Consider the following 6,314-nt stretch of genomic DNA (forward strand, 5'->3'; position numbering starts at 1 on the left):
ATAAAAAGAGTATGTTAATACTTAGCTTTTATGCAGAAGTATATTAATTCTTTAATTACTTTAGCATGCTTGTGCAGGTTTAATCAGTTTAAGTGAAATCGTTAGGAATTTGGCGTATCGCACGGTAAGTCTGTGATCTTTAGCCAGTCCCGGTGAAAAAATGAAATTATTCTCGGTTTTGGTTAGACGTGTATTCAGCTTGTCCTATACTCGAATTATTAAATTAACCTTGATGCCGCGCCAGGCATAGTATGTCGGGTGCCTTAAAGCTTAGCCGCTGTATATCAAGCGTTATAAAAAGGCTGTGATTAATTAGTGAGTATTGTATTGACCTTATTAAATAATGTTTGGCAGGTATAGATCATGGATCAGCTAGCTGAACATATTCTGGTGCTAGACCCTCATAAAGAGGACTTGTTACGCTTGGCAGATTATCTGTGTGCCAAGGGCTATCAAGTAAAAACTGCATCAACGATCGATAACGCAAACGAGTTATTGGCAAGTACTTCAGTAGATTTGGTGTTTGCTGATGTAACCAATGCCGATATTGCTCACTTATCATTGGGTCAGGCTGATAGTTACCTTATCCCTTTGGTTGTTGTATCGGAAACGCCAAACTCTGGTGATGTGGTCGCGTGTTTAAGAGCAGGTGCTTCGGACTACATTCTAAAACCTGTCAATGACTATATTAATGTTGATCATGTGATCGATAGAATCCTAGAGAAGGTTCGTTTAAGTAAGCATAATAAGCATTTACAGAAAGAGCTTGAAGAAGGCTATAAGAAACTGAGCGCGGGTCTCCAGGAATTGAGGGCTGACCAAAAAGCCGGCTTGCAAATTCAAAAGAAAATGCTGCCAAAAAATGAAAAGAAAGTGAACGATATTTTCTTTGAGCATCGAGTGATGCCATCTTTGTACTTAAGCGGCGATTTCTTAGACTATTTTAATCTTGACGATCATCGTAGCTTATTTTATTTTGCCGACGTTTCTGGTCATGGTGCATCGTCTGCATTTGTGACGGTATTGCTGAAAAACCTGACGATGCGTTTAAAGCGTAACTTTAAACGCGGCTCTAGTGATGAGATTTCGTGTCCGAATGATTTCTTGAAGCGTGTTAATCTTGAGCTGTTGGCAAGTGATTTGGGAAAGCATGTAACGATGTTTGCAGGTATTCTCGATGAGAAAAACCAGGAATTACGATATTCGGTAGGAGGGCATTTCCCTATGCCAGTATATTGTGAGCAAGGGCGGGCAGAGTATTTAGAAGGTAAAGGAATGGCCGTTGGTTTATTTCCTGAGCCAGAATTCGAAGTCTACCATCGGAAAATTACACCGGAATTTCGAATCACGGTATTTTCTGACGGTATTCTCGAGGTGATGCCCGGCGAGACTTTGAATGATAAGGAACAGCTACTACTGGACGTTGTAGCAGAAAACAGGGCGGGTGTAGCGGAGCTATTCTCTTCCTTAGGCTTGGACGACTTAAAAGAAATACCTGATGATATTGCCTTTCTTTCGGTGAGTGCAGTCAGTGACGGAAGTAAAAGGTAGCGATATGCAGAACATACGTTCCATATTGAATATGTCAATCACAAGCATTAAAGGTTGAGCGACTATGTCTAAATGTAAAATACTACAAGCAGAATGCAGCGGCGTTTATGTGTTGAAATTGGTGGGAGAGGTTCGATTGAATCTTTGCTCAACGATTGACTCTGCTATTGAAGCAATGACGTCTGACCCTGAATTTGCATCAATCGTTGTTGATTTGAGTGAGACGACTTTAATTGACAGTACCACTTTAGGTTTGCTTGCTCGCTTGGCTATTCAGGCGAAGCAAAAAAGCCACTTCTTGCCTTCCATTGTATCGACTAACCCTGACATTACTCGTGTCATAACGACAATGGGCTTCGAAAGTGTCTATCTTATTCTAACTGAACCGGCAGACTCGAGCCAACGACTGACTGAGCTGGCACCCCAAGATATTACCGAAGAAGAATTAAGAACCAATGTTCTCAATGCTCACAAGGTTTTGATGAACCTGAACGAGCACAACCGTGAACAGTTCAAAGACTTAGTGGCGACACTTGAAGGCGATGTAGAGGAACAGGCCTTTGTTGCGGGCTAAGGTGAATAAAGCTTAGTTATTAATATTATGTCAGGAAGCAAAGTATTTTGGCTTTCCTGCTTCAGGTTTCTCTTGTGACCTTCTATTATTGTCTTGCAGCAAAAAGAGCTGGCAAACAAGTCTAATCAACTAAACAAGAGATCTTAAATCATGTCACATAGCAAATCGGCTATCGCTGTTCTGGGTGGTGGAAGTTTTGGAACTGCGATTGCTAATATTGCTGCCGAAGCCGGGATTAAGACATATTTATGGATGCGCAGTGAAGAATCCGTAGAGTCCATTATTCAAACCAGGGTTAATACCAAGTATCTGCCTGATTTGTCCTTGCATGAAAACCTAATTCCAACAACGAGCTTAAGTGACGCCGTTGACAATGCCTATATCGTATTTTTTGCCGTGCCGAGTAAATCTTTTCGGGCAGTTGTAGAAAATGCAAAATCCTATCTTAAGCCTGATCAATGGGTGGTGAGCACTACAAAAGGGATCGAGCCGGGCACACTAAACCTGATGAGTGATATTTTGCGGGCAGAGCTTCCCGGTTTTCAGGTGGGCGTTATGGGCGGGCCAAACCTAGCCAAGGAAATAGCCAAACATGAGCTAACGGCCACGGTGATTGCAAGCGAGTCCTCAGACTTAAGAAAGGGTGTTCAGGATGCACTAGGCTGCTCCTATTTTAGAGTCTATGCCAGTGCTGATGTTTATGGTGTTGAGTTAGGCGGCGCGTTGAAGAATATTTACGCTATTATGGCGGGTGTCGCTGCAGCCAAGGGTTTGGGTGAGAATACGATTGCCATGCTGCTTACACGAAGCCTGGCTGAAATGGGGCGCTTTGCGCAAACGCAGGGTGCTAATCCGCTCACTTTCCTAGGTTTGTCGGGCGTGGGTGATTTGATTGCGACCTGTAGTTCCCCGCTAAGTAGGAATTACCGGGTGGGTTATGCCTTTGGTAAAGGGAAAACCTTGGAGCAGGCCGTAGAGGAGTTGGGTGAAGTTGCGGAAGGGGTGAATACTCTGGCTCAGGTTAAGCGCTATGCGGACGATAACGATATATATATGCCATTAGTACAGGGCTTATATATGATGATTTACAAACAGGTACCTTTGTCAGTTATCATCGAAAAATTGATGTCTGGTGAGCAGAATACTGATGTTGAATTTACTTTAGCAAAGCACGAGGTGTAGCGCGTGATAAAAGTTTTATATTTGATCCTTTTTTGTTTGATTTATAGTCTTACTGATATTGTTTTGGTTGTAATCGCTCTCGTTCAAACCGTGTTAAAGCTTTCAACGGGAGAGCCTAGTGAATCTTTAAAAGATGCCGGTAGGACTTTGGGCTTGTACCTAAAACAAATTAGTGAATTCCTGAGCTACGCAAGTGAAGTGAAGCCCTATCCATTTTCTGATTGGCCGCAAGCAAAAGCTAAAGACAAGCTTCTGGATGAGATTAAGTAGCGATGAAGCTCTTTATTTCCAGGCATGGTGAGGCATCATTTTATGCAGAAAGCGACTTCTCTCGCCCCTTGACAGAAAGAGGTGTGCAGCAGACAAGTGCTTTAGCAAAAGAGCATTTGAGTATATTAAGTGAGGTGAGCCAAATTTGGGTGAGCCCCTTACTAAGAGCTCAGCAGACGGCAAAGGTTTATCAAGACCAGCTGAAGTGCGATGTTCATACCAAGCCTTTTATTACACCCGACTCCTCGCCGAAACAAGTGCTTCGTCAGCTTAATCAGGCCGGAATTGATAATGTGCTGTTGGTATCGCATCAGCCATTGGTCGGAGACTTAGTGAGCCTATTGGTTGAAGGTAATACCTATCAACCTCATCCTTTTATCACGAGTGAGCTAGTAGTACTGGAGCTTGAGCTGATGGAAGCCGGCCTAGCTTATTTACACCAGGATCTTATCCCGCACTAATAATTCACAGGTCTCTTTGTTAGCCCGGTGTGCTCTTAAGCCGGGATCCATGAGGGTCAGAACGAGGTATCGACGTAGCTGGTTTCCTGGTAAAAACACCTCGGGAATGATGAGTTCGGGGAGATGTTCTACTCTGCCCTGAATTGCACCCATTTTATAGAGGAGCTCTATAGAGAATTATTATTCCTCTGTGCAGCAAAGCGCTCCGTGCCCTCTGTGGTTAAGGGGTTTAATCTTGAAATCAAAACCAAAAAACAAATCCACCACAGAGGACACAGAGCGGCAGGTGGCCTGCACGGAGAAAGCCAAAAGAAGGGTTCTTAAATGAATGACTCCAATTATTTAGACTAAGTCGCGCAGAATCTCTACAGCCCGGTTGATCACTCGCTTGGTGGTATAAAAGTGCGGGGAAAAACGAATACCTCCTCCCCGGTTTGCACAGATTACTTTACGTGACATAAGTGTTTGATATAGCTCAGTGCTGTCCTTCCCCTCAATGCGAAAGCAGATAATGCCACTTTGACGCGCTTGGTTTTTATTTTCAGGAGAAATGAAACAAAGGTCATCAATGGTTTGTAATTGTGCCTTCAGATAGTTCGTTCGTTCGCATATGGCTTGATGAATATTGTCGATGCCTATATCCAGCAGTAGCCCCAAACTGGCATTTAAAGCCTGTACCCCCAGCATGTTGGGGCTGCCACACTCAAAGCGTTTTGCGTCCTTTGCTGGCGTCCATTCGGGCGAGTCGTAGTTGCCGCGCTGTTCGATCATATGCCAACCGAATTGATTGATCTTCAGTGTTTCGATATGTATGCCTTTCACATAGAAAAGCGCTAAACCTTCGGCGGCCATCATCCACTTATGTCCATCGGCAACAATGAAATCAGCATCGATTAAGGTTTGATCGAAAGGTAATGCGCCCAGACTTTGTATGGCATCCACACAAAGGAGGCATTGTTCTGCTTTGCATAGCTGGCTAAGAGACGGGAGGTCAATTGTAATGCCGCTTGCATACTGAACAGAGCTAATAGAAACCAGCCTGGTCTTGGGGCTTATCAGCTGTTGTATCGCCTGCACAGGGTCTTGTTTGTCTATATCTGCTACGTTTACAGTGACACCAAACTGGCTCAGGGATTCCCAGACTATGCGATTAGACGGAAATTCCTGATTGCTGATAATTACTTCATCACCTGCTTGCCATTCAATGCCATAGGCAATCATTGACAGTGCCTCGGAGGTGTTTTTTGCCAGTGCGATTTCATGGGTAGATGATAGGCCGATTAACTTGGCCAAGCGCTCGCGCAGTTCTTGCTCGACCTGTAACCATTGAGGGTAGTGCTGAGCGCCGCTGTAAACATTTTCTTTGGCGAACCTGGCAACGGCTAGCTCCGTACATGCAGGCCAAGGGCTTACCGCAGCGTGATTCAGGTAGCATAATTCCTTGTCTTGAGGGAATTGTGTTTCAGCTTGGGGGAAATGGGTAAAGCTTGGCATGTTGACACCGTTTTGAGCTTGTTGGACCGGGAGAAGCTCTGATGATATACGAAATAAGATGGCATTTTAATGTTTTCGTATCTGATCAGGGCATTCTTTAAAACGCCGATGTCGATGGAGACTAAAGCAGTGCCGACAGAGCTTTCTTTTGTTAAGCTGTTCTGCCTGATTCAAAGCTTGCGTTTATAGCGAGCTTTGTGGCGAGTGTATGTGGAAGGTTTTGTGAATTTATCGGTAAAAGCTATGCAAGCTCAGCGCATAGATCTTTGGCTCTGTTCCGTTGAACGTATAAATGTGGCGTCTCATATTGATGAGTTTCTTGCTCTTTTGAGTGAGGACGAACGTGTGCGATACGAACGTTTTGTCTTTGAAAAAGATCGTCATGTATATCTCGTATCGCGCTATCTCTTACGCACCTTGCTTAGCCGATATCTCCCCGGGAATTCACCTAAAACATGGTGCTTTAATTATAATGATTACGGTAAACCTGAATTGCCGAATTACCCGCTGAGCTTTAATTTGTCGCATTCTGACAATCATATCGTACTGGCTTTTTCTCGTGATGAGGTGTTGGGGGTGGACATTGAATCGCATAAGCGTGAGGTTGATTTTCAGCCTTTGGCCAAATACTCGTTTTCAACCAAGGAATACGCCCAGATAGAGAAGCTCGACCAAGAAGCATTTCGAGATCGTTTCTTTTCTCTCTGGACTTTGAAAGAAGCTTATATGAAAGCAGATGGGCGAGGCATGTCTATTCCGCTTAAAAGCTTTTCCTTTCTATT

7 protein-coding genes are annotated in these 6,314 nt (G+C 44.0%); 6 read left to right on the plus strand and 1 reads right to left on the minus strand.

Features of this window, described 5'->3' with window-relative positions; all coding sequences use genetic code 11:
- Positions 1-363: 363 nt before the first annotated feature.
- From A3761_RS08985 to sixA, 5 genes are all read left to right on the plus strand, one after another.
- Complete coding sequence (locus A3761_RS08985) at positions 364-1,551, plus strand: PP2C family protein-serine/threonine phosphatase (RefSeq protein WP_068515264.1); 1,188 nt, start codon at positions 364-366, stop codon at positions 1,549-1,551.
- A 64-nt stretch (positions 1,552-1,615) separates the two neighbouring features.
- Positions 1,616-2,125, plus strand: a complete 510-nt coding sequence (locus tag A3761_RS08990; RefSeq protein WP_068515259.1) for an STAS domain-containing protein — start codon at positions 1,616-1,618, stop codon at positions 2,123-2,125.
- A gap of 150 nt (positions 2,126-2,275) precedes the next feature.
- Positions 2,276-3,307, plus strand: coding sequence for an NAD(P)H-dependent glycerol-3-phosphate dehydrogenase (locus A3761_RS08995; protein ID WP_068515257.1), 1,032 nt, complete (start codon positions 2,276-2,278; stop codon positions 3,305-3,307).
- 3 nt (positions 3,308-3,310) lie between these two features.
- On the plus strand, positions 3,311-3,577 hold the full coding sequence (locus tag A3761_RS09000; RefSeq protein WP_068515237.1) for a DUF4389 domain-containing protein: 267 nt from the start codon (positions 3,311-3,313) through the stop codon (positions 3,575-3,577).
- Positions 3,578-3,579: 2 nt separating this feature from the next.
- Entirely contained in the window at positions 3,580-4,038 is a 459-nt protein-coding gene (gene sixA / locus A3761_RS09005) for a phosphohistidine phosphatase SixA (protein ID WP_068515010.1), read from the plus strand.
- A 342-nt stretch (positions 4,039-4,380) separates the two neighbouring features.
- Here the strand turns inward: sixA and A3761_RS09010 are convergent, their stop codons facing one another.
- Complete coding sequence (locus tag A3761_RS09010) at positions 4,381-5,532, minus strand: aminotransferase class V-fold PLP-dependent enzyme (protein WP_068515235.1); 1,152 nt, start codon at positions 5,530-5,532, stop codon at positions 4,381-4,383.
- Positions 5,533-5,754: 222 nt separating this feature from the next.
- On the opposite strand from A3761_RS09010, the gene A3761_RS09015 reads away from it, so the two are divergent.
- Positions 5,755-6,314, plus strand: a 560-nt coding sequence (locus tag A3761_RS09015; protein ID WP_156491772.1) for a 4'-phosphopantetheinyl transferase superfamily protein, incomplete at its 3' end; no start/stop codon positions are given.

The sequence above is a fragment of the Oleiphilus sp. HI0123 genome, from assembly GCF_001635315.1.